The following is a 25,173-nucleotide window of genomic DNA, read 5'->3' as shown; positions in this document are numbered from 1 at the left end:
CGTTATGCCGGTGTCGTGCGACACAGTCGTCAGGACCCAACGGAGAAAGTAATGTGGAATGTCACCCTGTGGATGCTGATCGTGTGTGCTTCCGCGTGCACCGTCGGCTCCATTTTCGTACCGCCCTACCAATGTCGCCTGTGGCGGATCGATGCAATGGAATTGAATCGGCGTCGGCGTATGGTCGACGTGCTCCAGAGCAACGCCCGTCCGTTCGGCGTCGATCCGATGTCCGACGAGGTGTCCACCGGTGCCGAGTAGTGTGGCTCCGCATCCCGCACCGCCGTCCATCTCTTCGGCAGACATCCCATCGCACATATATGTTTTATCGTGGGAACCCGTTCACCCAAATGCCCCGCATCCGGTGGAGTGGGGCGGCGTTAGTCGGGATATGACTAAGGCAACCAGGGAAGGGCAGTACCTGCGTCTGTTCGTGGGACGCGAGCGGGAGGGCACGCCTGCCGGACGTGCGGTCGCCCTGGGCCCCTACACCTACATCCCCGCCCCGGTCCACGAGGCGGGGCCCGCCAACGGCACGCTGAGCAGGGGCGGCCTCCCGGTGGCGCTGAAGGTGACCGAGCCCCTGCTGCGGGATTTCCTGGACGCGATGAGTGCGCTGGAAGCCGATCTCGCCCGCCGCTGGGTGGGCCCCCAGGGCAGGTCCCCATTTTCGGTGGTGGAATAACCAGGTCGCGTGATGTACGACGAACGAATCGACGGCCGCCCCGGACGCTCGGCAGATTATCCGGATTATCTGGACGAATATCAGCGGACCGGCACCGGTCGGCACCGCGCTCCGACTCCACCCCCGACTCCGGATCCGGCGCCGTACGCGTATTTCTCGACTCCCCTGGTGCCGCCGGACTCGGCCTGGGACCCGGCCGAGGAATTGGCCTTCATGCTCCAGGACGCGATGTTGGAGCAGAATCGGCCGAGAATTCCCACCACCCGGGCCGAGGTGCCCGTCACTCCGACCGGGCCCAGCATCCCGTTGGAGAATCTCCAGGAAACCACCGCGGAACTGCCTCCGCTGAGAAGGGTGTCCCGCGGGCATCGCAAGGTCCGCAAGCGCAAGTGGCCGCCCGGCCTGCGGGCCGTCAGTCAGTTCATCGCCGCGCTGGCCGCGGTGACCGCCTCCGCGGTGAGTCTCTTCGGTGGAATGGTTGCCTACGACCCCCTCCGCATCGTGGCCGTGTCCCGTATGCAGGCCGGTACCGCGTCCTGGTGGCCGCTGCTCGTCTTCGGCCCCTGGCTGGTGGCGTCGCTGTCCGTCCTGCGCGCGGCCCTGCACCGGCGTCGCGCCGTCCACTCCTGGTGTGCGGTGCTGCTCTTCTCGGCCATCGCGATGTTCCTGTGTGTGGTCCAGGCGCCCAGGACGCTCGTCGACATCGCGGCGGCCGCGCTGCCGGGCCTGGCGTCCCTGACCTGTTTCCAGCAGCTCGTCCGCCAGATCACCCTGACCCGTCCGCCCCGGCGCGTCGCCCCCCGCCACCGGCAGCGGCGCGCCCCCCGGTCCGAACTCCTCGCGGAGGGCCCCGCTTCGCCCCCCGCCTCGGGAAGGAGGGCTCCTGCCTCGGGCAGGACCAGGCCGTTGGCGGGCAGGGCCACTACCGCCCGCGGCAAGAGCAGTGCCGCCGCGGGCCGGTCCCAGCCGTCCAACGGGAAGGCCAGGGGGCCGGGCACCCGCTGGTGACCCACGGAGTCCCCGGACGACGAAGGCCCGCAGGGCGGAGGGACGTACGGCTAGGCCCGTACGGCGAGCGTCCCTGCAACGACGGCCCGTTGGACGAGCGCCCCTACGACGAGGGCCCCGAGTGGCGAACCGCTCGGGGCCCTCGCCCGTTCAGGAGCGGGATGCGCCGGCGCAGGTGCGTGCGTGGAATCCGTACCGTCTCCGTCAGGAATCGAGAAGCGCCGGCCCCCGCTTCCCGCCTAGCGTGTCTGCCGTGGACATCGCCGGCGGCGCCAGGGGCCGGGCGGACGGAGCGGACGGAGACACGATGAGCATGGCCACGAGGACCGACCCGCGGTCGCCCGCATCGCACGTGGCCGACAGCCACGATCTGATCCGTGTGCTCGGCGCCCGCGAGAACAACCTCAAGGACGTCAGCATCGAGATCCCGAAGCGCCGGCTGACGGTGTTCACCGGCGTCTCCGGATCGGGCAAGAGCTCGCTGGTGTTCGACACCATCGCCGCGGAGTCGCAGCGGCTGATCAACGAGACGTACAGCGCCTTCGTGCAGGGCTTCATGCCGAACCTGGCGCGGCCCGAGGTCGACGTGCTCGACGGGCTGACGACCGCGATCATCGTCGACCAGCAGCGGATGGGGGGCGACCCCCGCTCCACGGTCGGCACCGCCACCGACGCCAATGCGATGTTGCGCATCCTCTTCAGCCGGCTCGGCACCCCGCACATCGGCCCGCCCAGCGCGTACGCGTTCAACGTGGCCTCGGTCCGGGCGAGCGGGGCGATCACGGTCGAGCGCGGTGCGAAGAAGGCGGTGAAGGCGACCTACTCCCGCACCGGCGGCATGTGCCCCACCTGCGAGGGCCGGGGCACGGTCTCCGACATCGACCTCACCCAGCTCTACGACGACTCCAAGTCGCTCAGCGAGGGCGCGCTCACGATCCCGGGCTACAGCATGGACGGCTGGTACGGCCGCATCTTCACGGGCTGCGGCTTCTTCGACCCGGACAAGCCGATCCGCGACTACACGGAGAAGGAGCTGCACGACCTCCTCCACAAGGAACCGACCAAGATCAAGGTCGAGGGCATCAACCTGACGTACGAAGGGCTGATACCGAAGATCCAGAAGTCGATGCTCTCCAAGGACATCGACGCGCTCCAGCCGCACGTGCGCGCGTTCGTGGAGCGGGCGATGACGTTCACCGCCTGCCCCGAGTGCGACGGCACCCGGCTCAGCGCGGGCGCCCGGTCGTCGAAGATCAAGGGGAGCAGCATCGCCGACGCCTGCGCGATGCAGATCAGCGACCTGGCCGAGTGGGTCCGAGGGCTCGACGAACCTTCCGTGGCGCCGCTGCTCGCCAAGCTCCGGCACGCTCTCGACTCGTTCGTGGAGATCGGGCTCGGCTATCTCTCGCTCGACCGGCCCTCGGGCACGCTGTCGGGCGGCGAGGCGCAGCGCGTGAAGATGATCCGCCACCTCGGCTCCTCGCTCACCGACGTCACCTACGTCTTCGACGAGCCCACCACGGGCCTGCACCCCCATGACATCCAGCGGATGAACTCCCTGCTGCTGCGGCTGCGGGACAAGGGCAACACGGTGCTCGTCGTGGAGCACAAGCCGGAGGTCATCGCGATCGCCGACCACGTCGTCGACCTCGGCCCCGGCGCCGGCACGGCGGGCGGCACCGTCTGCTTCGAGGGCACCGTCGAGGGGCTGCGGGCCGCCGACACCGTCACCGGCCGGCATCTCGACGACCGGGCCGCGCTCAAGGAGACGGTGCGCAAGCCCACCGGCACGCTGGAGATCCGCGGCGCGACGGCGCACAACCTGCGCGACGTCGACGTCGACATCCCGCTCGGGGTGCTGACCGTCGTCACCGGGGTCGCCGGTTCCGGCAAGAGCTCGCTGGTGCACGGGTCGATCCCGCCCGGCGAGGGCGTGGTGTCGGTCGGCCAGGGCGCGATCCGCGGCTCCAGGCGGAGCAACCCGGCGACGTACACCGGGCTGCTCGACCCGATCCGCAAGGCCTTCGCGAAGGCCAACGGCGTGAAGCCGTCCCTGTTCAGCGCCAACTCCGAGGGCGCCTGCCCCACCTGCAACGGTGCCGGTGTCATCTACACCGACCTGGCGATGATGGCCGGCGTCGCCACCACCTGTGAGGACTGCGAGGGCAAGCGGTTCGAGGCGTCGGTGCTCGACCACCACCTCGGCGGCCGCGACATCAGCGAGGTGCTGGCGATGTCGGTGACCGAGGCCGAGGAGTTCTTCGGCGCGGACGAGGCGCACACGCCGGCCGCGCACCGTGTCCTCGGGCGGCTCGCCGACGTCGGACTCGGCTACCTGACCCTCGGCCAGCCGCTCACCACGCTGTCCGGCGGCGAGCGGCAGCGGCTCAAGCTGGCCACGCACATGGCCGAGAAGGGCGGCGTCTACGTCCTCGACGAGCCGACCGCGGGCCTCCACCTCGCCGACGTGGAGCAGCTCCTCGGCCTGCTCGACCGCATCGTCGACTCCGGCAAGTCGGTCGTCGTGGTCGAGCACCACCAGGCGGTCATGGCGCACGCCGACTGGATCATCGACCTCGGTCCCGGCGCCGGCCACGACGGCGGCCGCGTCGTCTTCGAGGGCACCCCCGCCGACCTGGTCGCCGCCCGCTCCACCCTCACCGGCGAGCACCTGGCGGCCTACGTCGGCGCCTGACCCGGAAACCCGGCCGAGGGCCCGGCGCTCGGCGGCCGGGCCCTCGGCGCCGCTGCTCACGGCCAGGGAGCCCCAGCCGGGGAGGCGCTGTCCGGCGGGGGACGGGCTCCGGACACAGCACCGCGCCCCCCGGGCCGGATCGGCGACGGGGGGCGCGGCGGGCGTTCACCACTGCGGGGTACCGCCTACAGCGCGCTCCAGTCCAGCGTCGTACGGGCCAGGCGTGCCACGTCCTCCAGCAGGGCAAGCCGGGCCGCACGGACCGCGAGGTCGGGGTCCATCACCAGGACCTCGTCGAAGAAGGCGTTGACGGCGGCGACCAGCGGGGCGGAGACCTCGACCAGCGCGGTGAGTTCGTCCTCGCGACCGCGCAGGGCCTGGCGGACGGCCTCGGCGCTCTCGGCCAGACGCAGTTCGGCGGGAGCGGTCAGCCGGGAGCGGTCCACCGCCTCGGCGCCGCCTTCCGCGCCGTCCCCGGGGAGGATGCGCAGCACGCGCTGGAGCGCGGCGGTGAGCCCCTCGAACGCCTCGGTGCCGACGTGGCGCTCCAGCGCGGCCAGGGTGCGGTCGCCGTGCGCGGGGCGGTCGGCCCACACCAGGACGGCCTGGACGAGCCGGTGCTCGTGCCCCGCCTCGGTGAGCTGCTGCTCGTAGCGGCGGGTGATCATTTCGGCGGCCTCCGCGAGCCGCTCGGCGGGCACGTCGACGCCCTGGGCGGCGTAGCGTTCGGCCGCCGCACGCAGGCCGTCGGCCACCCGGAGCCCGGCCAGAGGGGGCACGCTCCGCAGGACGTTGAGGAGACCGATGGCGGCCCTGCGCACCCCGTACGGATCGGAGCTCCCGGTCGGCACGGCGCCGATCACGAACATGCCCGTCACCAGGTCGAACCGGTCGGCGAGCGACAGCACGGCGCCCGCTTCGCCGGCGGGCAGGGCGCCGCCGGAGGAGCGCGGCAACTCCATCTCGGCCAGGGCCCGCGCGACCTCCGCGGGCTCACCGGCGCGGCGCGCGTACTCCTCGGCCATCACCCCGGCCAGGCTGGAGAACTCGACCACCATCTGCGACGCCAGATCGAACTTGGCGAGCTCGCCGGCGCGACGCACCGTGGCGGCGGCGTCCTGCGGGAGCCCCGCACGTTCGGCCAGGTCGCGGGCGAGCGCGGCGATGCGGTCGGCGCGGTCGGCGACCGTGCCCAGCCGGTCCTCGAAGGTCAGCTTGTCGAGTCGGCCGCGGAAGTCCTGCGGGGACACCTTCAGGTCGGTGCGCCAGAAGAAGGCGGCGTCCTCGTAACGGGCCCGCAGCACCGCCTCGTTGCCCGACCGCACCACGTCGTCGTCGCAGGTGCCATTGGCGAACGTGATGAAGTACGGCATGAGGCGCCCGTCGCCGTCCAGCACCGGCAGATAGCGCTGGTGCTTGCGCATCACGGTGGTCAGAACGCTCGAGGGCAGGTCGAGGTAGCCCTCGTCGAAGGACCCCCGCACCGGGTGCGGGTACTCCACGATGTCGGTGATCTCGTCGATCAGTCCGGCCTCGCCCGCCACGTCGATGAATCCGCCGACCTCCGCCGCCGCCTCGTGGGCGCCGCGCACCACCGCGTCGCGCCGCAACTGCCGGTCCAGCATGATGCCGTGCATCTGGAGGAAGTGGGCGTAGCCGACGGCGGACGTCACCTGGACGACCGGGTCGGGGGCCGTGCGGTGGACGCGTGTGGTGGTGCCCGAGGCGAGGGCGGAGACGGCGATCGGCAGGGGCGTGCTGCCGAGCAGGGCGAGCAGCCAGCGGACCGGCCGGGAGAACGACAGGGACGGGTCGTTCCACCGCATGTTGCGGCCGGCGCGCAGCTCACTCACGACCTCGGCCAGCAGCTCGCTGAGCACCTCGACCGCCGTGCGGCCCGGCGCCTCGCGGGTGAGCGCGACGTAGTCGACGCCGCTGACGTCGAGGACCTGCACGTCCGACGGGTCGGCCCCCTGGCTGCGGGCGAAGCCCAGCAGGGCGGGCGTGGGGGCGCCGTCCCGGTAGGCGGCGGCGGCCTTGGGGCCGCGCACGGTCTTGACGGTGTCCGGCTCCCGCGGCTCCACCTTCTCGACCGTGATGACCATGCGGCGCGGGGTGGCCATCGCGGTGATCGCACCGTGTCCCAGCCGGGTGGCGGCCAGCTTGCCCGCGACCGCCTCGCGCACCGCGTCGGTGGCGGCGCGGACATCGGCGTACGGCAGCTCCTCCACACCGATCTCGAAGAGCAGCGTCTCGGTGCCGAGCACCGTGGGCAGCGCGGCCCGCACGGCGGGGGCCGGCGCGGCGGCCGTTCCGAGCGGGTACTCCAGGGCGGCGCGGCGCTGCCCCCACAACTTGGCCGACTCGTGCGTGAGACCGCGCATCAGGGAGAACGCCTTGGCACGCTCGGTGGTGCTGAGTGCGCCGCGCGCGTCGAGCACGTTGAAGGTGTGGCTGCACTTGAGCACGTACGTGTAGGCCGGGATGGGCAGCTCCAGGTCGAGCATGCGCCGTGCCTCGGACGCGTACGACTCGAAGAGCCGGTGGTTGGTCTCGACGTCGGCGTCGTCGAGGTAGTGGCGGCTCATCTCGTACTCGTTCTGGCCGAACACCTCGCCGTAGGTGATGCCCGGCGCGTAGGCGATGTCCTTGAAGTGGGACACGCCCTGAAGGTTCATCAGGATGCGTTCGAGACCGTAGGTGATCTCCACCGACACCGGGGACAGAGTGACCCCGCCGACCTGCTGGAAGTAGGTGAACTGGGTGATCTCCACGCCGTCCAGCCAGACCTCCCAGCCCAGCCCCCAGGCGCCGAGTGCCGGGGAGGCCCAGTTGTCCTCCACGAACCGCACGTCGTGCGCGCCGAGGTCGATGCCGAGCGCCCGGAGGCTGCCCAGGTACAGCTCCTGCGGGTTGCCCGGGTCGGGCTTGAGGATCACCTGGAACTGCGTGTGGGTCTGGAGCCGGTTCGGGTTCTCGCCGTAGCGCGAGTCGTCCGGCCGCACGCTCGGCTCCACGTAGGCGACGCTCCAGGGCTCGGGGCCGATCACCCGCAGCGCCGTGGACGGGTTCGCCGTACCGGCTCCCACCTCCGTGTTCAACGGCTGCGTGATCATGCACCCGTTGTCGCTCCAGTATTTCTGCAGGGTGAGGATGGCATCCTGCATGGTCAGCGCTGTCTGGCCGTTCTTCATGCTGATCGAATCGCCTGTTTCCCGAGTTGGTTCGGCAAGGTGGTTACGCGCTCGGCGCTGTTCAGGCGCCCGCCGCCTGGACCAAAATACTGAGGGGGCTTGTGCTGTCCCGCGCCCGAACGCCCCCTGGACCGTGACTCCTTGGCCCGGCTCACGGCCCCGGACGACCGGAGACCGGGCCCTCGGCGGACCCGCTGCCCGTCGCTCCTCGGCCGCCGCCCCATCCTGCCCGACCGCAACCGTGGAGCCGTTGCTCTGCGCGGTGCCTCCCGCTACCGGGATCTCCCGTGCTTCCCACGAACGGAGACGGACGGGGCACCACTACGGAGTGGTGTGAACGGCGGCCTCCAACACCTTCGACCGGGCGTTGACGAGATCGCCCGGGATGCTCGCCGACGTTCCGGATGTCGTGATCGACGCGATCACTGCTCGGGGGCCCGGGGGAGCGGCGTCCCTCGCTGAATGAGACGGAAACTGAGACGGAGTAAGCACGGGCCTTCGGGCGCTGGTACACCGAGCACCTCTTCCGCCGGCATCAGTAGCCGAAGGTCTCTCACGTGCGGTAGCCCACCGTAGCTGAGCCTGTGACCTGCGTGGACGCCGGGACTGGTTGTCATCATCTGTCGACGTCGGTCTGCCACGGACGGCCCAGAGACGGCCCAGCGATGCAGCACGCCTAGGCGGTTTCGTTTGGCTGCGGATGTGGGCCCTCGATGGCACGGATCGAGACCAGGCTCACCCGAAGGAGTGAAGATCGGGAACTCGTCGACTCAGAGGGCCGTCGTGGATCGGGTGTACTGCGCCCGGGGTGCAGGACGGCCGCGCGCCACCAGGCCCGGGGAATCCCCCGCCCGGGCCTGCTGGCGCCTGACCCGCCCGGCGCGGGCAGCCCGGAGTGACTGAACGGAGTCACGCTGCGGTTGCTGCTCCGGTGCCCACCGCGTTACCTGGAACGGGGCGGAGCGAGGCTCACGGAGCGCGAGGAGCGGTGATGATCACGCAAGACCAGGTCGATCGAATTCTCCGGCTGGACGGGAACGGACTTCCGTTGGTCTCGCTCTACATCCCCGCGGAACCGGACAGGACGGGCCGCCGCGCGTTCCTGACCCGGGTGGCGAGCCTGCTGGACCGCATCCGGCCCCTCGCGGAGGATCGCTCGCTTGAGCACGCCGCGCGGCTCTCGCTCCGCGACGACATCGCGAAGATCGGGAAATCGCTCGAGGAGGAGCCCCACAGACCGGGCGCTGTCGCCGTCTTCTCCTGCAGCGGCAACGGCGTCTACGAGCAGGTGTGGCTGCCGCGAAGCACCCGCGAACGCATCGTGGTGGACGCCGATCCGTACGTCCGTCCGATGCTGGGCGTGCTCGACGAGTACTACCGCACCTGCGCGGTCATCGTGGACAAGGCGACCGGCCAGGTCTGGGAGCACTACATCGACGAGGCCCGGGAGCTGGAGACGATCCGCGACCGTATGCTGCGCAAGCCCAACTACGCCGCGGGGCTCGCCGAGGACCGGGTCCGCAACAAGGCCGACGAGCTCAGCAAACGGCACTACCGGCGGCTCATCGGCGAGCTGAAGCAGCTGTTCGGGACCGGGCGCTTCGACCTGCTCGTCGTCGGCGGCCACTCTTATGAGGTACCGGTCTTCATCGAATTCCTTCCGCGCGAACTGCGGGACCGGCTCATCGGCAGCTTCACCGTCGACCGCGAGACCGCCACGCCCGCGGACATCAAGCAGAAGGTGCAGGAGCTCGTCTCCGACCACGCACACCAGGAGCAGCGACAGCTCGTCGGCGAGATCCTCGATGCCAGGGCGACCCGGCGGCCCTGCGCCGTCGGGCTCGACGAGACGCTGTGGGCGGCCTCGCTGGCCGCGATCCGGACGCTGGCGGTGGACGAGGAGGCGGTTGCCCCAGGCGTCGTCTGCGACCGGGACGGGCTGCTTGCGCGCTCGGGAAAGACCTGCCCGCTCTGCGGTGAGCCGCTGCGCGAGGTCCCCGACATCATCGACGAACTGACCGAGACCGTCATCGACGACGGCGGCGAGGTCCGGCACATCGAGCCGGAGACGGAACTTCGCGCGCACCAGGCCGGGGCACTGCTGCGCTTCGAACTCCCCCCGCAGTAGGCCGGCGCGGGATTAGTCCGCCGGATCCTTTGACCACCTCGCATAATCGGAGTAATCATTGTAAATAGGACCGGTCAACCACGACAGGGCTCCCTCGTGGAGTACCTGTCGGGCACCGGCCAGGTCCCCGGCGACTTCTGAGATACGAGTAGTGGGTTGATCGGAAATTTCCGGGGACCGTCTGTGTGCACGATGCCCTCAGGCCCGGATCGACTCGGCGGTCCGTGTTGAACCGGTAGGGAACGGGGGCCAGCCAAGTCCCGGATGGGCCCCGGGCCAGAAATTTCGCTGGTCGGGGGCCCATACCGGCAGACGAGTCGGGCTGGCCCGCGGATCGGGCAGGCTTGTGGACCTGCCCGTTAGTGTCCGATGTGGGGCCATGATCTGCGAGGCTCGCGCCAAAGTGGCTGGCTGAAGTCGCGGAGCCGACCGCCCCCAGCCACGACGTGTTCTGACCTGAGCCCGAACACGGACTTCCACGTCTGGAAGCGGCTTCTCCGGGACGCGGGCGTACGAGACGGCCGTCTCCACGACGCACGCCATACCGCCGCGACCGTGCTCCTGGTCCTCGGTGTCCCGGACGTCGTGTTCGACGCGATCGCGGGCTGGGAGCCTGGGGGAGCGGCAAGGATGCGCGCCCGCTACATGCATGTGACGGGAGTCATGCTCCGGAAAGTCGCTCAGCAAGTCGGAGACGCGCTCTGGGTGCTGCCCGGCACCGAAGAAAAATCCGACTGAGACGGAAACTGAGACGGAGCACGTCGAAGGGCCCCACTGCGGACAGTGGGGCCCTTCGACATCGTGCCCGGTGAGGCACTGGCGGAGGATACGAGATTCGAACTCGTGAGGGGTTGCCCCCAACACGCTTTCCAAGCGTGCGCCCTAGGCCTCTAGGCGAATCCTCCGCCGGAAACATTACATGACCGAGAGGAGTGCTCGCGAACTCGTTCCGCCCCCTCCGCATCGGGTAGTCTGTGCGCAGCCCCTCACGCGGCGCTAACTGACTGAACTCCCCCAGGGCCGGAAGGCAGCAAGGGTAGGTCGGCTCTGGCGGGTGCGTGGGGGGCGCTTGCGTTCCGCGGGCCGGGACCATTGTCGGTGGGCGCCTATAACCTCGTAAGCGTGTCGTCTCTCGCGCTCTACCGCCGCTACCGCCCGGAGTCCTTTGCCGAGGTCATCGGGCAGGAGCATGTCACCGACCCGCTGCAGCAGGCGCTGCGGAACAACCGGGTCAATCACGCGTACCTGTTCAGCGGTCCGCGCGGCTGCGGCAAGACGACCAGCGCCCGCATCCTGGCCCGCTGTCTGAACTGCGAGCAGGGGCCGACCCCGACACCGTGCGGTGAGTGCCAGTCCTGCCGGGACCTGGCCAGGAACGGCCCGGGCTCCATCGACGTCATCGAGATCGACGCCGCTTCGCACGGTGGTGTGGACGACGCCCGTGAGCTGCGCGAGAAGGCGTTCTTCGGACCCGCGAGCAGCCGGTACAAGATCTACATCATCGACGAGGCCCACATGGTCACGTCGGCCGGTTTCAACGCCCTGCTGAAGGTCGTCGAGGAGCCGCCGGAGCATCTGAAGTTCATCTTCGCCACCACCGAGCCGGAAAAGGTCATCGGCACCATCCGCTCGCGGACCCATCACTACCCGTTCCGGCTCGTGCCCCCGGGGACCCTGCGGGACTACCTCGGCGAGGTGTGCGGCAAGGAGCGGATCCCGGTCGAGGACGGCGTCCTGCCGCTCGTCGTGCGCGCGGGCGCGGGTTCCGTGCGTGACTCCATGTCCGTCATGGACCAGTTGCTCGCCGGCGCGGGCGACGAGGGTGTGACGTACGCCATGGCCACCGCTCTGCTCGGCTACACGGAGGGCTCGCTGCTCGACTCCGTCGTCGAGTCGTTCGCCACCGGGGACGGCGCCGCGGCCTTCGAGGTCGTGGACCGGGTGATCGAGGGCGGCAACGATCCGCGGCGGTTCGTCGCCGACCTGCTGGAGCGGCTGCGGGACCTCGTGATCCTCGCCGCCGTCCCGGACGCGGCGGAGAAGGGGCTCATCGACGCGCCGGTTGACGTCATCGAGCGGATGCAGGCCCAGGCCGGGGTCTTCGGCGCGGCCGAGCTGAGCCGTGCCGCCGACCTCGTCAACGAGGGGCTGACCGAGATGCGCGGCGCCACCTCGCCGCGCCTCCAGCTCGAACTGATCTGCGCGCGCGTGCTGCTGCCGGCCGCGTACGGCGACGAGCGGTCGGTGATGGCCCGGATCGACCGGCTGGAGCGGGGTGTGAGCTTCGCCACGGGCCCGGGCGCGGGTATGGGCGCGCCCGCCATGGGTTACGTACCGGGACCGGAGGCGCACGGCGGCGCCGGTGGCCCCCAGGGCGCGCCCGTGCCCCCGGGCGGCGGTCCGGCGGCGGCACGCGCGGCCGTACGGGGTCCGGGTGCGCCGGGGGCTCCCGCGGCGGCGCCGGGCGCTCCGGCGGCTTCTCGCGCTCCTGGTGCTCCTGGTACTCCTGGTGCTCAGGGTGGCCCAGGCGCCTTTGCCGGTCCTGCGGGGGCCGCACCGAGCCACACCGGCCCCGTGGGCGGCCCCGGCGCGGGCTCCGGTGGACCGGCGCCCACCGGACCCTGCGGACCGGCGCACTCCGTGCCCGCCGGTGACCGTCAGGAGGAGCCACACGCGCCCGCCGCGGCGGCCGCCCCTGCCCCCGCCTCCCCGGCGGCTCCGCCCTCGGGTCCCGCCGCGCCCGGCGCCTGGCCCACCGCGGCCCCCGCGGGCGGCGGTCGGCGGCCCGGCGGCTGGCCCACGGCGACGACCCCGGGCGGCGGCGGACGGCCCCCGGCCGGTCCGGGCGCGCCGTCCCAGGGACAGCAGGCGCCGGTCCACCCCGCACCCGCGCAACCGGCGCCCCAGCACCAGGCGCCGCCCGCCTCCGCACCCGCCTCGCCCCCGCCGGGCGGCGGGATCGACCCCCGCTCGCTCTGGCCGAACATCCTCGAGGCGGTGAAGAACCGCCGCCGCTTCACCTGGATCCTGCTCAGCCAGAACGCCCAGGTCACCGGCTTCGACGGCACCACCCTCCAGATCGGCTTCGTCAACGCCGGAGCCCGGGACAATTTCGCCGGCAGCGGCAGCGAGGACGTTCTCCGGCAGGCCCTGGCCGAGCAGTTCAACGTCCATTGGAAGATCGAGGCGATCGTCGACCCGACGGGCGGCGGCTCCGCGCCCCCCGCGCCCGGCGGCTTCGGTGGTGGCGGCGGCTCCGGCTTCGGGGGCACCGGACCGGGCTTCGGCGGTTCCGGTCCCGGTGGCGGCAACGGCGGCGGTGGTGTGGCCGCGGCGCCGCGCACGGCGGCTCCCCAGGCCCACGCACAGGCTCCCGCGCCCGGCGCGGCGCCCGGCCGGCCGTCCGCCTCGGCGGGCGCGTCCACGAGGCTGGCGGAGCGGTCGCCCGCGTCCCCGTCGGCCCCGGCCGCCCCCCGGCCCTCCGCCCCCGAGCCCACCCCCGTCGCCCCCGAGGACGACATCCCCGAGGACGACGACCCCGACCTCGACGAGTCCGCCCTCTCCGGGCACGAGCTGATCGTGCGCGAGCTGGGCGCGACCGTGGTCGAGGAGTACACCACGGAGTGACGCGGCGACGGAGCGGCGGCACACGGCAGTGAGACGAGCTCCGGCACAGGCAGTGGCACGAGCGGCGGCACAAAACAGCGGTACGAACAGCGGCGCCGGGCAGCGGCTGTGAGCAGCGAACACCGGGCGCCTCCGTAGGAACGTACGAACGCCCGGTCGTCCGTTCCTCGGTGGCCCGCACAACCGGTGCCCGTCCCCTCCCGTTAGGCTGACCCCGTGAAGGTCCTTGTCATCGGTGGCGGTGCCCGCGAGCACGCCCTGTGCCGTTCCCTGTCCCTCGACCCCGACGTCACGGCGCTGCACTGCGCCCCCGGCAACGCCGGCATCGCCGAGGTCGCCGAGCTGCACAAGGTCGACGCCCTGGACGGCGCCGCCGTCGCCGCGCTGGCCACGGAGCTGGGCGCCGACCTCGTGGTCGTCGGCCCGGAGGCCCCGCTGGTCGCCGGAGTCGCCGACGCCGTGCGCGCGGCCGGCATCCCGGTCTTCGGCCCCTCCAAGGAGGCCGCGCAGCTCGAGGGCTCCAAGGCCTTCGCCAAGGACGTGATGGCCGCGGCGGGAGTCCCCACGGCCCGTTCGTACGTCTGCACCACGCCGGAGGAGGCCGCCGCGGCCCTGAACGCCTTCGGCGCCCCGTACGTCGTCAAGGACGACGGGCTCGCCGCGGGCAAGGGCGTCGTCGTCACCGGTGACCTCGACGACGCCGAGGCGCACGCGGCGGCCTGCATGGGAACGGCCTCCGCGCCGGCCGGGCGGCGGGGCAGCGTGGTCGTCGAGGAGTACCTCGACGGCCCGGAGGTGTCCCTGTTCGCCGTCACCGACGGCGAGACGGTGGTGCCGCTCCAGCCCGCGCAGGACTTCAAGCGCGCCCTGAACGGCGACGAGGGCCCGAACACCGGCGGCATGGGCGCGTACTCCCCGCTGCCCTGGGCCGACCCCAAGCTCGTGGACGACGTGCTGCACAGCGTGCTGCAGCCCACCGTCGACGAGATGCGGCGCCGGGGCACGCCGTTCTCCGGCCTGCTCTACGCCGGACTGGCGATCACCGGCCGCGGGATCCGTGTGATCGAGTTCAACGCCCGTTTCGGCGACCCCGAGACCCAGGTCGTCCTGGCCCGTCTGCGGACCCCGCTCGCCGGTGTCCTGATGGCCGCCGCCACCGGCACCCTCGCGCACCTGGAGCCGCTGCGGTGGAGCGACGACGCGGCCGTCACCGTGGTCGTGGCCTCGCACAACTACCCCGGCACCCCGCGCACCGGCGACCCGATCACCGGGCTGGACGAGGTGGCCGCCCTGGACGCCCCGCACGCGTACGTCCTGCACGCCGGCACCCGGCGCGACGGCGACACCGTCGTGAGCGCGGGCGGCCGCGTGCTGTCCGTCACCGCGACCGGCGCGGACCTGACCGAGGCCCGCGACCGCGCGTACACCGCCGTGGCCCGCATCGGCCTCGACGGTTCCCAGCACCGTACGGACATCGCGGCGAAGGCGGCGGCGGGCGCGTAGCGCCACCGCACCCCGGCGCCCCACCCGCACCCGGAACCGGACCCGCGCCGCGCCCGACGTCACATACGCACACCGCACACCGCACACCGCACACCGCACACCGCACACCGCACACCGCACACCGCACGCGCCTCGGGCCCCGGACGAAATCCGGGGCCTGACCGTTGCTTTCGGTCGCCCAGCTCTGACCAAAGCCATTCCATCGAGTGACCGATGTTCTATCCGGCTGACGTGGGCCGCAGCCCCAACTAGGGTGCGGCGCAAGCGTTCCGGCACTTGGCCCACCGGCATTGCGATGTCGGTGGCGGGTGCCACAGTGGGGGAGTGAGCAACACCAGGACAGTCGGGAGGGGGTGACGTCCGGTCGTGACCGGTACGGGTGTGGAGATCGGCGCGCAGGCCGCACGCTCGCGTGCCCTGGCCGTGCTGCGGGTCCGCAGCCGGGCGCTGGCCGTCGCCCTGCTGCCCGCCGCGGTCGCCGTGGTGCTGCTCGCGGGCGACTCCACCGGCCATTTCGTGGGCCGGGGCTGGGACCTGGCCCGCTGGGTCGTGGGCGCGGTGGCGGTCGTCGTCCTGCTCGCCGCCGCCGGCGTCGGCCTGGTGGTCGCCCGGGCCCGCCCCGCCACGACTCCGACGGTCCCGATCCCCGAGGAGGCCGCCCCGGACCTGTACCGGCTGGTGCGCGACCTCGCCGACCGCCTCGACGTCCCGGCCCCCGCCGCCATAGCGCTCACGCCGGACTGCGACAGCTGGCTGGAGGACCGTACCCACCCGGCCCACGGCCCTCCCCCGCGCGAGGCCCACGAGGAGCCGGACGGCATACGCGACCTGCCCCTCGCCCGGCCGCGCCGTACCGGCGCCCCGGTCCTGGTGATCGGCTCCCCGTTCCTGTGGTGGATGCGGGTGGGCGAGCTGCGGGCCGTGCTCGCCCCGGTCGTCGCCGGTACGGGACCCTCGGCGCATCCGGACATAGCCGCCGCCCGGCGCTTCGTCCGCGGTCTGGACGCCGCGGTGGCCGTCGCCGCCACGCCCGGCCGCTGTCGGCTGTTCCGCGGAGTGTGCGCGGCGCTCGGCCGGGTCGCCCGGCTGCTGCTGCGCAGCTGCCGGGAGCACGCCACCGAGATGGAGCGCGGGGTGGCCTCCGCCGCCGCCGAGCGCGCCCAGGCCGTGGACTACGGGCTGCGGATCGTCGCGCAGGAGCAGGTGGGCCTGGCGTACGCGGGCTGGGACCGGCTGCTGACCCGGGTCGCGCTGCCCGCCTGGCGCATGGGCCGCTGGCCCGCGCGGCTGGACGCGGGCGTGGTCGCGGCCCTCACCGAGCTGTCCCGCCGGGACCGCCTGGCCGAGGGCTTCGCCTCCCGGCTCGGTGAGCGCCCCGCCTGCGACCTGCTCGAAGAGCCGGGCGCGGTGGACGAGGCGGCCTCGCTGCTGGCCGCCCGCCTCTTCCACGGCGGCCCGGCCGAGCGCGGGCCGGACTGGTCACCGGTCGACTGGGAGGCGTATCCGGAGGAGGTCGTCGACCGCAAGTGGCGCGCCGACGCCGCCCGGCTGCACCGGGTGCTGGACAGCCTGGGAGTACGCCGTTCCCCGGTGCCCGCGGCCGCGAATCCGCACGGCCCGACCCTGGCCCGCGTCCTGGACCACCTGGCGGCCGCCCCGCACGGCCCTTACCACCCCGGGCTCGGTCCCGACGCCGACGGACTCGGCCCGGACGTTCACGGGCCCGGCCCCCGCAACCACGGCTTCGCGCACGAGGCCCACGCTCACGGCCCCGGCACCGGCCCCGACGCCCGCGGTCTCGCGGCCGGCGCTCACCGGCTCGGGCCCGCCGCCCCGTCCGACGCGGAGGCGCACCGATCCGGCGCCGGTGCCCCGGGACCCGTCGCTCCCTCCGTTGCCACGCCGGGCGCCACCCCGGCCGTCCCCTCGGGCGGCGCGTCGGGCGGCGCGTCGGGCGGCGCGTCGGGCGTCGCGCCCCCGGCGGGAACGCGCGGGACCGACGAGGAGGAGGCGGCCGAGTTCGGCAGCGAGCGGAGCGCGGCGCTCGCGGCGGGGCTCAGCGCCGAACTGGCCCGCGAGGAGGCGGACGCTCCGGCCCGGGGGGCGGCCTCGTCGGGAGCCGCAGGGCAGGGCCAGGCCCCCGACCTCACGCCCTGGGACGACGGAGCCCTGCCGCTGTTCCCGCTCCAGCCCCCACGCACCGGCCGCGACCTGCTCGCCGATCACGTCACCGCGATGGTGTGCTGCGCCGCGATGGACACCGCCGGCGCGACTCCGGGCCTCGACTGGCTGGACGGCCCCGCCCTGATGCTGGGCGGGGAGCGGGCCGCCGACCTCGGCTCCAAGGTCCTCGCCCTGGTCGAGGACGGCGATCCGGGCCCGTTGCGGACCTGGCTGAGCGATCTCGGCATACGACCGGAGAAGCCCGTCCGGCTCGGCTGAGCTGGGACGACGCGGGAGCCGACGCCCGGCCTACCGGACTCCCCGCTTCCACTTTCGGCCAATACGCAACGAATAGTGACAACGTGCGTGCGTTATGTGATGTGCTGGAACCGAACACGCGCCTGGCAAACGCGCGCGACATACGACACGCGGCATCCGCCGACAGACAGACAGTGGCAGACGCCGACACGAACCGACAGACGACGTCCGGTGCCGTCGGACGACGACCACCGACGGCCACGGACGTCGGACGACGGACGAGGGCGGGTGCGCCGCCGGGCGCCGACAGAACCGCAGGCAAGAGCCGACAGAACCGCAGGGCACGGACGGACACCGGCAGGCACCGGCAGGTACCCACCGGTACACGACGACTGACCACGGGGGCACGAGGGAGGGGACGCCATGGGGTCGGAGCACATCCGCCGCTGGGAGTCGGGAGCACTCGCGCACGCCGTGACGGACCCCTTCGGCCAGGGACCGGTCCCCTGGCTGCGCGGCAGCGAGACCTACTTCGACGACACCGGCCACGTCGTCCCCTGGTACGTCGACCCGGCCCCGCAGGCCGCGGCCGGCGCTGCGCGCGTCCCGGCGCCCCGTTCCTCCGGCGACCCCCGCTCGGCCGACGACGTGCACCGCCAGATCAAAGGTTTCACCTCCACCGGCGCCGTCGCCCCCGGCGAGGCGATCGACTTCCACGTCACGGTCGACCCGCCCCAGCAGTTCGGCGTGGACGTCTACCGCATCGGCCACTACGGCGGCGACGGCGCGGCCAAGATCACCACCAGCCCGCGTCTGTCCGGCATCGTCCAGCCTCCACCGCTGGCCGCCGACCGCACGGTCTCCTGCCACCACTGGTGGCTGTCCTGGCGCCTGCAGGTTCCGTCGTACTGGAGCGTCGGCGCGTACGTCGCCGTCCTGACCACGGCCGACGGTTACCGCTCGCACGTGCCGTTCACCGTCCGGGACGAGCGCCCGGCGGACCTGCTCCTGCTTCTGCCCGACATCACCTGGCAGGCCTACAACCTCTACCCGGAGGACGGCCGCACCGGCGCCAGCCTCTACCACGCCTGGGACGGGGACGGCCGGCTGCTCGGCGAGGCCGACGCCGCGACCACGGTCTCCTTCGACCGCCCGTACGCGGGTGCGGGCCTGCCGCTGCACGTCGGGCACGCCTACGACTTCATCCGCTGGGCCGAGCGCTACGGCTACGACCTCGCCTACGCCGACGCCCGCGACCTGCACTCCGGCCGGATCGACCCCGCCCGCTACCGCGGCCTGGTCTTCCCCGGGCACGACGAATACTGGTCGGTCGCCATGCGCCGTACCGTCGAGCGGGCCCGCGACCACGGCACGTCCCTGGTGTTCCTGTCCGCCAACACCATGTACTGGCAGGTGGAGCTGGGCCCCTCTCCGTCCGGGGTGCCGGACCGCCTGCTCACCTGCCGCAAGCGCAAGGGCCCCGGCCGGCCCGTGCTGTGGCGGGAGATCGACCGGCCCGAGCAGCAACTCGTCGGCATCCAGTACGCCGGCCGCGTCCCCGAGCCGCACCCGCTGATCGTGCGGAACGCGGACCACTGGCTGTGGGAGTCGACCGGAGCGCACGAGGGCGACGGCATCGAGGGCCTGGTCGCGGGCGAGGCCGACCGCTACTTCCCGCGCACCCCGCTTCCCGCGCACCAGGACCGCATCCTGCTCGCCCACTCCCCGTACACCGACGGCGAGGGCGTCCTGCGCCACCAGGAGACGTCCCTCTACCGGGCCCCCTCCGGCGCCCTGGTGTTCGCCTCCGGGACGTTCGCCTGGTCCCCGTCGCTGGACCGCCCCGGCCACGTCGACGCGCGGATCCAGCGGGCCACCGCCAACCTGCTGGACCGCATCTGCAAACGGGGCTGAGCGCGGCCGCCGGGTCCCGTCCGCCTCCGTCCGACCCACCCCAGCCCGAGTCCGATCCTCCCCATACGGGAGAATCGAGCCACTTGGACAGAACCACGGGGAGGAACCGTGTCCGGATTCGTCGAAAAGCCCGAGCCGATCCAGGTTCCGGGTCTGGTGCATCTGCACACCGGCAAGGTGCGCGAGCTGTACCGGAACGAGGCGGGCGACCTCGTGATGGTCGCCAGCGACCGCATGTCCGCCTACGACTGGGTGCTGCCCACCGAGATCCCCGACAAGGGCCGCATCCTCACGCAGCTCTCCCTGTGGTGGTTCGAACGGCTCACCGACCTGGTCCCGCACCACGTCCTGAGCTCGGAGCTGCCCGAGGGCGCCCCGGCCGACTGGGCGGGCCGCACCCTGGTCTGCAAGTCACTGCGGATGGTCCCCGTGGAGTGCGTGGCCCGCGGCTACCTCACCGGCTCGGGCCTGGCCGAGTACGCCGAGTCCCGCACGGTCTGCGGCCTCGCCCTGCCCGAGGGCCTGGAGGACGGCTCCGAGCTTCCCGCGCCGATCTTCACCCCGGCCACCAAGGCCGAGGTCGGCGAGCACGACGAGAACGTCTCCTACGAGGAGGTGGCCCGCCGGGTGGGCGCGGAGACCGCCGCCCAACTGCGCCAGACGACCCTCGCCGTCTACAGCCGTGCCCGGGACATCGCCCGCGACCGCGGGATCATCCTCGCGGACACCAAGTTCGAGTTCGGCTTCGACGGGGACACCCTCGTCCTCGCCGACGAGGTGCTCACCCCGGACTCCTCCCGCTTCTGGTCGGCCGACCAGTGGCAGCCGGGCCGCGCGCAGCCGTCGTACGACAAGCAGTTCGTCCGCGACTGGCTCACCTCGTCCGAGTCCGGCTGGGACCGCGCCAGCGAGCAGCCCCCGCCGCCGCTCCCGCGGCACGTCGTCGAGGCGACCCGGGCGAAGTACGTGGAGGCGTACGAGCGGCTGACCGGAATGAGCTGGTCCTAGCCGGAGCGGCGGACCGGGAACGCCGAAGGCCCCGGTCGGGATGACCGGGGCCTTCGCTGTGGAGCGGACGACGAGGCTCGAACTCGCGACCTCAACCTTGGCAAGGTTGCGCTCTACCAACTGAGCTACGTCCGCATTGCGCCGTGGCGCGAGGCCAACTATACCCAACCTCACGCACCTGCGAGCCGCATCGCCGTGTGCCGCTTCCGGGTCCTCAGTCCGGTCGGGGCCGGGGGCCCCGGTCGTCCCGCGCGGTCCGCGGTGGCAGCGTGGTCGGCGCGGCGGGTCCCGATGACGGGCGCCCGGCCGGCCAACTCCCGGACGGGGCGACGATTTTCCCGGGGAACCGCGCGCATGTTCCTGGCGAGCTGACGGACCTTGAGGGGCGCCGACGGGTGCCTCGGCCCGTCGTCCCCGCGCGCGCGAATGTGGCGACCTTCACATCGCCCTCGTCACGCTCGTGGGTACACGTGGTCTCTTGCCCGAGGGCAGCGAAATCTTCGCCGGGTCCGAATACGAAAAAGACCCCGATCTGATGGACCGGGGTCTTCTTACCGAGCGGACGACGAGGCTCGAACTCGCGACCTCAACCTTGGCAAGGTTGCGCTCTACCAACTGAGCTACGTCCGCATTGCCTCCGACCGGCTCCCACCGATCGGCGCGAGCACCAGCCTACCTGATCCACATCAGTGGTCGGGACCGGCGGTGCAGAGCGGGTGACAGGAATCGCACACTGCGCCTTCCCCCTGGAAGGGGGATGTTCTACTACTGAACTACACCCGCATGTACCCCGTGGGTTCCGGCCTTTCGGCCTCGCCCCTCGGCGTGCTCCAGACATTAGCTGATCAGCAGGGGGGTAGCGCAAGTCGGTTGACGCCAGGGCCCGCTGACGGGCCCTGAGCACGTACCGGGCGGGCACCCGGCGCCCCCCGGAGGGCGGGCGCGAGGGGCGGCTCCGTCACTGGGCCGCGGAGAACGCCTCGTAGACCCGCTTGGGAATCCGGCCGCGCGCCGGCACCTCCATCTTGTTGGCCTGGGCCCAGGCCCGGACGGCCGCGGGGTCCGGTGCGACCTCGGTCTGCCGGTAGGCCTTACCCGACTTCGACCGCTTGCGGCCGGCCTCCACGTACGGCGCGAGCGCCTTACGCAGTTTCTTGGCATTGGTTTGGTTCAGGTCGATCTCGTAGAACTTGCCGTCGAGTCCGAAGGCGATCGTTTCCGCCGCTTCCGAGCCGTCGATGTCGTCAAAGAGAGTGACCACGACACGCTGCGCCACGAATATCGGTCCCTTCGTGCGACACCTCTGCTGCCACGCGCTCCGCGATGACATGCGAAGACGTTCGGAGATGTCGGCTGTCCGCCTGTTATCGGGAAAAGTATCGGCTGTTGCCAATTCATTTGTACAGTGCCGGGCATTGCAAAGTGAAGCCCGACGAAATCTGTCCGCGTGTCCCGGGGCAATACGGCGTCCCGCCCGAAGGCCGAACTTTCCCAGAACTTTTCACGAAGTCCGCGTTCCGATGCCGGATCGTGATGGCCGTCACGTAGATTCCTACGAATCTACCCGCGTAGAAATTTTGTGCGGGTAGTCTGAAGGGACCTGCTCAGCACCACACACCGGGAGTGCCAGTGGCACGCGTCGTAGTCGACGTCATGCTCAAGCCGGAGATCCTCGACCCCCAGGGCCAGGCGGTGCAGCGCGCACTGCCGCGCCTGGGTTTCGAAGGCATCTCCGACGTCCGCCAGGGAAAGCGATTCGAACTGGAAGTTGACGGGCCGGTCGACGAGGCCGCGCTCGCCCGCATTCACGATCTTGCCGAATCCTTCCTCGCCAACACCGTGATCGAGGACTTCACCGTCAAGGTGGAGGAAGTCGCGGAGGCCGCGAAGTGACCGCTCGTATCGGCGTCGTCACTTTCCCGGGCAGCCTCGACGACCGGGACACCCAGCGCGCTATCCGTCTCGCGGGAGCCGAACCGGTCGCTCTCTGGCACAAGGACAAGGACCTCAAGCAGGTCGACGCCGTGGTCCTGCCCGGCGGTTTCTCCTACGGCGACTATCTGCGGGCCGGCGCCATCTCCCGCTTCTCGCCGGTGATGGAGACGGTCATCGAGCAGGCGAGGGCCGGGCTGCCGGTCCTCGGTATCTGCAACGGCTTCCAGGTCCTCACCGAGGCCCACCTCCTCCCGGGCGCGATGCTCGGCAACGACCACCTCCACTTCATCTGCCGCGACCAGAAGCTGCGGGTGGAGAACGCGGACACCGCCTGGACCAGCGACTACACCGTCGGCCAGGAGATCCGCATCCCGCTGAAGAACATGGACGGCCGGTACGTCGCCGACGCGTACACGCTGGACAAGCTGGAGGCCGAGGGGCTGGTGGCCTTCCGGTACGTGGTCCGCGGCGAGGCCGCCGACGGATACGGCAACCCCAACGGCAGCCTCCGGGACATCGCCGGCATCACCAACGAGGCCGGGAACGTCGTCGGCCTGATGCCGCACCCCGAGCACGCCGTCGAGCCGCTGGTCGGTACGGGCCGTACCGACGGCCTCCCGTTCTTCACCTCGATCCTCAAGAAGCTGGTCAACGCATGAGCCGGACGCCTCTGGACACGGTCGAGCACGCGGCCGCGACCCCCGACGTCGAGCTGCCCTGGGCCGAACTCGGCCTGAAGAAGGACGAGTACGAGCGGGTCGTGGAGATCCTGGGCCGCCGTCCGACCGGCGCCGAGCTCGCCATGTACTCGGTGATGTGGTCCGAGCACTGCTCGTACAAGTCCTCCAAGGTCCACCTGCGCCAGTTCGGCGAGAAGGCCCCGGAGAACGACGCCCTCCTCGTCGGCATCGGCGAGAACGCCGGCGTCGTCGACGTCGGCCAGGGCTACGCGGTCACCTTCAAGGTGGAGTCGCACAACCACCCCTCCTACGTGGAGCCCTACCAGGGCGCGGCCACCGGAGTCGGCGGCATCGTTCGCGACATCATCGCGATGGGCGCCCGCCCGGTCGCGGTCGTGGACCCGCTGCGCTTCGGCGCCGCCGACCACCCCGACACCAAGCGCGTCCTGCCGGGCGTGGTCGCGGGCATCGGCGGCTACGGCAACTGCCTCGGCCTGCCGAACATCGGCGGCGAGGTCGTCTTCGACGCCTGCTACCAGGGCAACCCGCTGGTCAACGCGGGCTGCGTCGGGGTGATGCGGCACGAGGACATCCACCTCGCCAAGGCCTCCGGCGCGGGCAACAAGGTCATCCTGTACGGGGCCCGGACCGGCGGCGACGGCATCGGCGGCGCGTCGATCCTGGCGAGCGAGACCTTCGACGACGCCAAGCCCTCCAAGCGCCCGGCCGTCCAGGTCGGTGACCCCTTCCAGGAGAAGCTCCTCATCGAGTGCACCCTGGAGGCCTTCAAGGAGAAGCTGGTCGTCGGCATCCAGGACCTCGGCGCGGCCGGTCTGTCCTGCGCCACCTCGGAGCTGGCCTCCAACGGTTCCGGCGGCATGCGCGTCACCCTGGACGACGTACCGCTGCGCGACTCCACGCTCTCGCCGGAGGAGATCCTCATGAGCGAGTCGCAGGAACGCATGTGCGCGGTCGTCGAGCCGGGCAAGGTCGACCGCTTCCTGGAGATCTGTGAGAAGTGGGACGTCATCGCCACCGTCATCGGTGAGGTGACCGACGGCGACCGCCTGGAGATCTTCTGGCACGGCGGCAAGATCGTCGACGTCGACCCGCGGACGGTAGCGCACGAGGGCCCGGTCTACGAGCGCCCCTTCGCCCGCCCGTCCTGGCAGGACGCGCTGCAGGCCGACGACGCGAACAAGCTGCCCCGGCCGGCCTCGGGCGAGGAGCTCAAGGACCAGGTCCTGAAGCTGGTGGCCTCCCCCAACCAGGCCTCCAAGAAGTGGATCACCTCGCAGTACGACCACTTCGTGCAGGGCAACACCGTCCTCGCCCAGCCCGAGGACTCCGGCATGATCCGCATCGACGAGGAGACCGGTCTCGGAGTCGCCCTGGCCACCGACGGCAACGGCCGGTACGCCAAGCTCGACCCCTACACGGGCGCGCAGCTGGCCCTCGCCGAGGCCTACCGGAACGTGGCGACGACCGGCGCCAAGCCGCTCGCCGTCTCCGACTGCCTGAACTTCGGCTCGCCCGAGGACCCGGCGGTGATGTGGCAGTTCGCGGAGGCCGTGCGCGGTCTGGCGGACGGCTGTCTGCAGCTGGGCACCCCGGTGACCGGTGGCAACGTCTCGCTCTACAACCAGACGGGCGAGGCCGCCATCCACCCGACCCCCGTGGTCGCCGTCCTCGGCGTCATCGACGACGTGGCCCGGCGTACCCCGGTCGCCTTCCAGGAGGAGGGGCAGCTGCTCTACCTCCTCGGCGACACCCGCGAGGAATTCGGCGGCTCGGCCTGGTCGCAGGTGATCCACGATCACCTCGGCGGTCTGCCGCCGAAGGTCGACCTGGAGCGGGAGCGGCTGCTCGCCGAGATCCTGATCTCCGCTTCCCGCGACGGCATGATCGACTCCGCGCACGACCTCTCCGACGGCGGCCTCGTCCAGGCCGTGGTCGAGTCGGCGCTGCTCGGCGGCAAGGGTGCGCGTCTGGTCGTACCCGACGGGCTCGACGCCTTCACCTTCCTCTTCTCCGAGTCGGCGGGGCGCGCCGTCGTCGCCGTGCCGCGCTCCGAGGAGGTCCGCTTCAACGACATGTGCGGCGCGCGCGGTCTGCCCGCCACCCGTGTCGGTGTCGTGGACGGTGACGCGATCGAGGTCCAGGGCGAGTTCGCGCTCCCCCTGGCCGCGCTGCGCGAGGCCCACGAGAACACGATCCCGGCGCTGCTCAAGTAAGGCGGTCGTACGACGGGCAGGGCCCCACCCGGTGCGCCGGGCGGGGCCCTTTCCGCAGTGCCGCCCGCTTCACCGCCGTGCCCGGCCCGGCCCCGCGCCGGGCACGGAGCCGCCACCCTCTCCGCGCCGACTAGGCTCACC

The 25,173-nt window shown here is 71.8% G+C and carries 15 protein-coding genes, 4 tRNA genes, 1 other RNA gene and 1 pseudogene; 15 read left to right on the top strand and 6 right to left on the bottom strand.

Going from position 1 to position 25,173, the window contains the following annotated elements; all coding sequences use genetic code 11:
- Window positions 1-51: 51 nt before the first annotated feature.
- From ACF1A5_RS31210 to ACF1A5_RS31195, 4 genes are all read left to right on the top strand, one after another.
- Window positions 52-261 (top strand): hypothetical protein, encoded by a 210-nt coding sequence (locus ACF1A5_RS31210; protein ID WP_392196222.1) that lies wholly within the window; start codon window positions 52-54, stop codon window positions 259-261.
- A 130-nt stretch (window positions 262-391) separates the two neighbouring features.
- Complete coding sequence (locus tag ACF1A5_RS31205) at window positions 392-685, top strand: hypothetical protein (RefSeq protein ID WP_392196221.1); 294 nt, start codon at window positions 392-394, stop codon at window positions 683-685.
- A 12-nt stretch (window positions 686-697) separates the two neighbouring features.
- A complete protein-coding gene (locus ACF1A5_RS31200) occupies window positions 698-1,693 on the top strand; it encodes a DUF2637 domain-containing protein (RefSeq protein WP_392196238.1) in 996 nt (331 codons plus the stop codon).
- A 307-nt stretch (window positions 1,694-2,000) separates the two neighbouring features.
- Entirely contained in the window at window positions 2,001-4,388 is a 2,388-nt protein-coding gene (locus ACF1A5_RS31195; protein WP_392196220.1) for an ATP-binding cassette domain-containing protein, read from the top strand.
- Window positions 4,389-4,573: 185 nt separating this feature from the next.
- Here the strand turns inward: ACF1A5_RS31195 and ACF1A5_RS31190 are convergent, their stop codons facing one another.
- A complete protein-coding gene (locus tag ACF1A5_RS31190; RefSeq protein ID WP_392196219.1) occupies window positions 4,574-7,582 on the bottom strand; it encodes a glycine--tRNA ligase in 3,009 nt (1,002 codons plus the stop codon).
- Between the two features lie 991 nt (window positions 7,583-8,573).
- On the opposite strand from ACF1A5_RS31190, the gene ACF1A5_RS31185 reads away from it, so the two are divergent.
- On the top strand, window positions 8,574-9,710 hold the full coding sequence (locus ACF1A5_RS31185) for a hypothetical protein (protein WP_392196218.1): 1,137 nt from the start codon (window positions 8,574-8,576) through the stop codon (window positions 9,708-9,710).
- A gap of 456 nt (window positions 9,711-10,166) precedes the next feature.
- A pseudogene (locus tag ACF1A5_RS31180) lies at window positions 10,167-10,448 on the top strand (site-specific integrase); the annotation flags it as partial.
- A 79-nt stretch (window positions 10,449-10,527) separates the two neighbouring features.
- Here the strand turns inward: ACF1A5_RS31180 and ACF1A5_RS31175 are convergent.
- Window positions 10,528-10,615, bottom strand: a tRNA-Ser gene (locus ACF1A5_RS31175).
- 72 nt (window positions 10,616-10,687) lie between these two features.
- On the opposite strand from ACF1A5_RS31175, the gene ffs reads away from it, so the two are divergent.
- From ffs to ACF1A5_RS31145, 6 genes are all read left to right on the top strand, one after another.
- Window positions 10,688-10,786, top strand: an RNA gene (ffs, locus tag ACF1A5_RS31170) — signal recognition particle sRNA small type.
- A gap of 46 nt (window positions 10,787-10,832) precedes the next feature.
- On the top strand, window positions 10,833-13,337 hold the full coding sequence (locus ACF1A5_RS31165; RefSeq protein ID WP_392196217.1) for a DNA polymerase III subunit gamma and tau: 2,505 nt from the start codon (window positions 10,833-10,835) through the stop codon (window positions 13,335-13,337).
- Between the two features lie 216 nt (window positions 13,338-13,553).
- Complete coding sequence (gene purD, locus ACF1A5_RS31160; protein WP_392196216.1) at window positions 13,554-14,840, top strand: phosphoribosylamine--glycine ligase; 1,287 nt, start codon at window positions 13,554-13,556, stop codon at window positions 14,838-14,840.
- Between the two features lie 366 nt (window positions 14,841-15,206).
- The gene (locus tag ACF1A5_RS31155) at window positions 15,207-17,282 is read left to right on the top strand and encodes a hypothetical protein (RefSeq protein WP_392196215.1); all 2,076 of its coding nucleotides are present in this window, start codon (window positions 15,207-15,209) and stop codon (window positions 17,280-17,282) included.
- Window positions 17,283-17,684: 402 nt separating this feature from the next.
- On the top strand, window positions 17,685-19,175 hold the full coding sequence (locus tag ACF1A5_RS31150; protein ID WP_392196214.1) for a N,N-dimethylformamidase beta subunit family domain-containing protein: 1,491 nt from the start codon (window positions 17,685-17,687) through the stop codon (window positions 19,173-19,175).
- A 108-nt stretch (window positions 19,176-19,283) separates the two neighbouring features.
- Window positions 19,284-20,183 (top strand): phosphoribosylaminoimidazolesuccinocarboxamide synthase, encoded by a 900-nt coding sequence (locus ACF1A5_RS31145; RefSeq protein ID WP_392196213.1) that lies wholly within the window; start codon window positions 19,284-19,286, stop codon window positions 20,181-20,183.
- A 59-nt stretch (window positions 20,184-20,242) separates the two neighbouring features.
- Here the strand turns inward: ACF1A5_RS31145 and ACF1A5_RS31140 are convergent.
- The 4 genes from ACF1A5_RS31140 to ACF1A5_RS31125 all read right to left on the bottom strand — a co-directional run bounded on the left by ACF1A5_RS31140 (window position 20,243) and on the right by ACF1A5_RS31125 (window position 21,459).
- Window positions 20,243-20,318, bottom strand: a tRNA-Gly gene (locus ACF1A5_RS31140).
- A gap of 422 nt (window positions 20,319-20,740) precedes the next feature.
- Window positions 20,741-20,813, bottom strand: a tRNA-Gly gene (locus ACF1A5_RS31135).
- Window positions 20,814-20,894: 81 nt separating this feature from the next.
- A tRNA-Gly gene (locus ACF1A5_RS31130) sits at window positions 20,895-20,966 on the bottom strand.
- Window positions 20,967-21,141: 175 nt separating this feature from the next.
- Window positions 21,142-21,459 (bottom strand): Lsr2 family protein, encoded by a 318-nt coding sequence (locus tag ACF1A5_RS31125; RefSeq protein WP_392196212.1) that lies wholly within the window; start codon window positions 21,457-21,459, stop codon window positions 21,142-21,144.
- A gap of 353 nt (window positions 21,460-21,812) precedes the next feature.
- Between ACF1A5_RS31125 and purS the strand changes: the two genes are divergently transcribed.
- The 3 genes from purS to purL are packed head-to-tail and all read left to right on the top strand — an operon-like array spanning window position 21,813 to window position 25,032.
- Entirely contained in the window at window positions 21,813-22,076 is a 264-nt protein-coding gene (purS, locus tag ACF1A5_RS31120; protein WP_015659417.1) for a phosphoribosylformylglycinamidine synthase subunit PurS, read from the top strand.
- Window positions 22,073-22,777 carry a phosphoribosylformylglycinamidine synthase subunit PurQ gene (purQ, locus tag ACF1A5_RS31115; RefSeq protein ID WP_392196211.1) on the top strand — a complete coding sequence of 235 codons (705 nt, stop codon included), beginning with the start codon at window positions 22,073-22,075 and terminating at the stop codon, window positions 22,775-22,777. The genes purS and purQ overlap by 4 nt, the downstream gene beginning before the upstream one ends.
- Window positions 22,774-25,032: a phosphoribosylformylglycinamidine synthase subunit PurL gene (purL, locus tag ACF1A5_RS31110; RefSeq protein WP_392196210.1), complete on the top strand. Its 2,259-nt coding sequence runs from the start codon at window positions 22,774-22,776 to the stop codon at window positions 25,030-25,032. Before purQ ends, purL begins: the two co-directional genes overlap by 4 nt.
- Window positions 25,033-25,173 lie beyond the last annotated feature (141 nt).

This window comes from Streptomyces sp. NPDC014864 (assembly GCF_043081525.1).
Lineage (GTDB): Bacteria > Actinomycetota > Actinomycetes > Streptomycetales > Streptomycetaceae > Streptomyces.
The sequence above is the reverse complement of the archived record's forward strand: the minus strand, read 5'-3'. Positions and strand labels throughout refer to the sequence as shown.

What these genes read in the sequence shown, in the direction of transcription:
- ACF1A5_RS31185 (WP_392196218.1), top strand. Translation starts at nt 8,574, where the DNA reads ATGATCACGCAAGACCAGGTCGATCGAATTCTCCGGCTGGACGGGAAC.
- ACF1A5_RS31195 (WP_392196220.1), top strand. Translation starts at nt 2,001, where the DNA reads ATGAGCATGGCCACGAGGACCGACCCGCGGTCGCCCGCATCGCACGTG.
- ACF1A5_RS31200 (WP_392196238.1), top strand. Translation starts at nt 698, where the DNA reads ATGTACGACGAACGAATCGACGGCCGCCCCGGACGCTCGGCAGATTAT.
- ACF1A5_RS31150 (WP_392196214.1), top strand. Translation starts at nt 17,685, where the DNA reads ATGGGGTCGGAGCACATCCGCCGCTGGGAGTCGGGAGCACTCGCGCAC.
- ACF1A5_RS31190 (WP_392196219.1), bottom strand. Translation starts at nt 7,582, where the DNA reads ATGAAGAACGGCCAGACAGCGCTGACCATGCAGGATGCCATCCTCACC.
- ACF1A5_RS31210 (WP_392196222.1), top strand. Translation starts at nt 52, where the DNA reads ATGTGGAATGTCACCCTGTGGATGCTGATCGTGTGTGCTTCCGCGTGC.
- ACF1A5_RS31205 (WP_392196221.1), top strand. Translation starts at nt 392, where the DNA reads ATGACTAAGGCAACCAGGGAAGGGCAGTACCTGCGTCTGTTCGTGGGA.
- purL (WP_392196210.1), top strand. Translation starts at nt 22,774, where the DNA reads ATGAGCCGGACGCCTCTGGACACGGTCGAGCACGCGGCCGCGACCCCC.